Source organism: Actinomadura sp. BRA 177 (assembly GCF_013372625.1).
In the GTDB taxonomy this organism is placed as follows: Bacteria; Actinomycetota; Actinomycetes; order Streptosporangiales; family Streptosporangiaceae; genus Spirillospora.
Window position 1 is genome coordinate 1 of the sequence record NZ_JABXFD010000093.1, and the last position, 4,048, is coordinate 4,048.

A 4,048-nucleotide genomic window follows, 5' to 3' on the forward strand; every position below is an offset into this window, starting at 1 on the left:
GGCTCGTAGAGAGAGGTGTCCTTGCCGGCCTGGCCCATCGACACCCACGTGTCGGTGGCGAGGACGTCGGCTCCGGCGGCGGCCTTCGCGGCGTCGTCGGTGACGGTCACCGAACCGCCGGTGGCGGCGGCGATCCCGGCGGCGCGGTCGAGCCGGACGGCGGCCGCTGCCCGATCCCCATCCGTGAGGTCGGCGCAGGCGGCGTCGAACAGCGCCCGCGCGAGCCGGTACGGCTGGTCCAGGCTCTCCCAGGTCTCGATCACGGTGCCCCAGGTCGCCGAGCCTCCGGTCAGCGCGATCACGGCCGCTTTGTGAGCCGCCGCCACGGGCGTCGCGGTGGGGAGCCGCGCGGCCAGGTCCGCGACCTCCGGGAGGCGCGGGCCGCCGGCGCGCGCGGCTGTCTCCAGCAGCGGCCAGAGATGGCAGGGCTGGACGGTGAGCCGCGGATGGCGCAGCACGGCGTCAACGGTCGCGCGGGCGGCCGGGCGGTCCTCCTCCGCGAGCCGCCACTCGATGATCATCTGGGCGAGCGGCAGCGCGGTCTGCGGGAAGCCCGCGTCGAGCGGGACGGCGAGCGCCTCCGGATCGGGTCGCGGGCCGCCGCCCCGCGCCGCCAGCAGCGCGGTCCGCCAGATCATCATCTGCAGCCGGAAGGCCGCGCCGTGGTGGCGGTCGAGCCGCCGCTGGAGCGTCCCGGCGGCCTCGTCCCAGCGGCCGACCCGGTACAGCGCCTCGACCTCGTTGACCGCGAGCGCCGTCCCCGCGCTGTAGGCGATCCCGGCGTCCTCCACGGTGGCGAGGCCGTCGGCCGCGAGCGCCAGCGCCTCGGCGGCACGGCCCCGGTTCAGGAGGCAGTGCACGAGCGTGTTCAGCGTCCGGGCGTGCACCCACGCCTCAAGGTCGCGGTGCAGCACCCGTTCGAGCGGGGCCAGGTCGCCCTGCCCGTCCCGGGCCGTGGCGGCGGCCACGATCGCCTCCAGCGGGGCGAGGTCGCGGTCGCGGCCCAGCGCCCGCGCCAGTTCCAGGGCCTCCCGCCCGAGCCGCCCGCCCTCGTCGTGCTCCCCGTAGACGAGCAGGCGGGAACTCAGCTGGGAGAGCACCCGGACGCGGTCCGGCGTCGGGGCGGCGGCGAGCCGCTCGGCCGCCCGCAGGTCGTCCAGCTCGTCCGCCCGGCCCTGGATGCCGCGCATCCCCGCCCGGATCGCCAGCAGCCGCGCGGTCCGGCCCGGGTCGCCGGACGCCTCCGCCATGGCCCGCCGGACGAGCGGCAGCCCGCGATCGGCGTCCCCCGCCAGCGCGGCGACCTCGGCGGCGTCCTCCAGCATCTGGCGCCGGGAGAACCCGGTCAGCGACGCGGCCTCCGGCACCCGGTCCCACAGGTCGAGCACCCGTTCCAGCAGCGACAGCTGCTCGGCGTAGGCGGTCGCCGCGTGCCGCTCCCCGGCGGCATGCCATGCGGCGGCCAGGGCCCGCGCATGGTCCCCGCAGCCCTGCCAGTGGACGGCCAGGGCGCTCGCCGGGGCGTCGCTGAGTTCCGGGGAGCGCTCGATGGTCTCGGCGTACCGGCGGTGGAGCGCGGCGCGTTCGCCGGGCAGCAGGTCCTCGTGGACGGTCTCGCGGATGAGGGCGTGCCGGAACGCGTACCCGTCGCCGTCCGCGACGAGAAGGCCGTGGTCGACGGCGAGGCGCAGCGCCGTGCTCAGCCCGGGATCGGGCAGGCCGGTCACCGCGGCCAGCAGCGCGTGCCCGACGTGCTCCCCACCGGCGCTCGCCGCCCGCAGCGCCGTGCGGGACCCGTCCGGCAGCCGGCGGACGCGGCCGAGCAGCAGGTCACGCAGCGAACCCGGGACCGCCTCGTCCGGGCTGCCGGCGAGCGCCTCCACGAACAGCGGGTTGCCGCCGGCGCGGGCATGGGCGTCCCGCACCAGGCCGGGGTCCGCGGCGTCGAGGATGCCGCGCACCTGGTCCGCCACCTCGGACGGGCTGAGCGGCGGCAGGTCGACGCGCGTCACGTGGGGGAGGCGGGCCAGTTCGGCGAACAGCGGCCGGGTGCCGGGCTCCTCGGGACGGAAGGTGACGACCGGCAGCACCCGCCCGTGCTGCGGGTTCCGGAACAGGAAGGACAGCAGGTCCCGCGTCGAGCCGTCGGCCCAGTGGGCGTCCTCGATCACCAGAACGACCGGCTCGTCCTCGCTGAGCCGTTCCACCAGCGTCAGGACGTGCTCGAACAGCCGCATTTGCCCGGTGCCGTCATCGGCCGGCGGCGCGGCGCCGGTCAGGCCGGGCATCAGCCGGGCCAGTTCCGGCAGGGCCGCCCCGGGCATCAGCGAGGCGACCGTGTCCCGGCCGAGGCGCCGCAGGACGGCGCTGAACGGCGCGTAGGGCAGGCTGGCCGCGCCCAGATCGAGGCATCCGCCGGTCAGCGTGCGCAGATCCCGCGTGAACTCGGCGACCAGGCGGGTCTTCCCGCCGCCCGCCTCCCCACCGACGAGGACGGCCGCGGGCTCGCCCGCGCACGCCCGCGCGTGCGCTCCGCGTAACTCGGCCAGTTCGGCGGCGCGCCCGGCGAACACGGGGCTGACGGTTCCCATCCGCCCCAGCATGCCGGGCGGCCCGGCGGAGATCCACCAGAAAATCGCTTAATGCCACTTGTGTTGCGATTAGCGGTCGGGTAGTCTCGACGCCGTCACATCGCCGCCCGGCAGGGGAGTCCATTGAGGATCTGAGGTCCGACACCGCGCGTATGGCCGTCGCCGGCCCGCGCACGCGACCTCAGAGTGGACCCTCGTCCCGCCGGGCTTTCTCATGCCCGCAGGCGCGTCGCGCGACTCCGCGGTGTCTCCATGCAGCCCGAAACCGCTCGAAACCCATGGAGACCGCCCCTCATGTCATTTGCCATCGTGTGCACGGACCTGTCCTTCGCCTGGGCGGACGGCACCGTCGTCCTGGACGGCCTCGACGCCGCGTTCGGCACCGGCCGGACCGGACTGATCGGCGTCAACGGCTCCGGCAAGTCCACCCTGCTGAAGCTCGCCGCCGGCGAGCTGACTCCCGCGTCGGGCACCATCACCGTCGAAGGCGAGGTCGGCTACCTGCCGCAGACCCTCGTCCTCGACGGCGCCGCCACCGTCGCGGACCTGCTCGGCATCACCGCGACCCGCACTGCGCTGCACGCCATCGAGCGCGGCGAGGCCACCGAGGAGAACTTCACCGCCGTCGGGGACGACTGGGACGTCGAGGAACGCGCCCGCGCCGAACTCGACCGCCTCGGCCTCGACCACGTCGGCCTGGACCGCACCGTCCCGACCCTCTCCGGCGGCGAGGCCGTCATGGTCGGGCTCGCGGCGCGGTTCCTCGCCCGTCCCGACGTCCTGCTGCTGGACGAGCCCACCAACAACCTCGACCTCGACGCGCGCCACCGCCTCTACGACGCGGTCGCGTCCTGGACGGGCGTGCTCGTCGTCGTCAGCCACGACCGGGAGCTGCTCGACCGCGTCGACGAGATCGCCGACCTGCGCGACGGCACCGTCCGGACGTTCGGCGGCAACCTGTCCGACTACGAAGAGCTGCTCGCTGTCGAGAAGGAGGCCGCCGAGCGGACGGTCAGGTCGGCCGAGACCGACCTGCGCCGCCAGAAACGCGAACTGGAGGAGGCCCACGTCAAACTCGCCAGGCGCAGGCGCTACGGCGACAAGATGTTCGAGACCAAGCGCGAACCGAAGATCATCATGCAGGAGCGCAAGCGGCAGGCGCAGGTCTCGGCCGGCAAGCACCGCATCATGCACGAGGAGCGGCTCGCCGACGCCCGCACCCGGCTCACCGAGGCGGAGGACGCGGTCCGCGACGACGCCGGGATCCGCGTCAAGCTGCCCGCCACCCGCGTCCCGGCCGGCCGCACGGTCGCCACGGTGACGGGCCTCACCGCACCGGAACCGGAGACCGGCACGCTCACCGAGCTGATCGTCCGCGGCCCGGAGCGGATCGCACTGACCGGCCCGAACGGCTCCGGCAAGACGACGTTCCTGCGCGCCCTCATCGGCGAGCGCGT

At 75.1% G+C, this 4,048-nt stretch carries 2 protein-coding genes; one reads left to right on the top strand and one right to left on the bottom strand.

Annotated features, from left to right (window positions below):
• The coding region (locus HUX53_RS02135) for an AAA family ATPase (protein WP_176401486.1) at positions 1 to 2,591 on the bottom strand (2,591 nt) is incomplete at its 3' end.
• A gap of 294 nt (positions 2,592 to 2,885) precedes the next feature.
• Between HUX53_RS02135 and HUX53_RS02140 the strand changes: the two genes are divergently transcribed.
• The coding region (locus HUX53_RS02140; RefSeq protein ID WP_176401487.1) for an ATP-binding cassette domain-containing protein at positions 2,886 to 4,048 on the top strand (1,163 nt) is incomplete at its 3' end.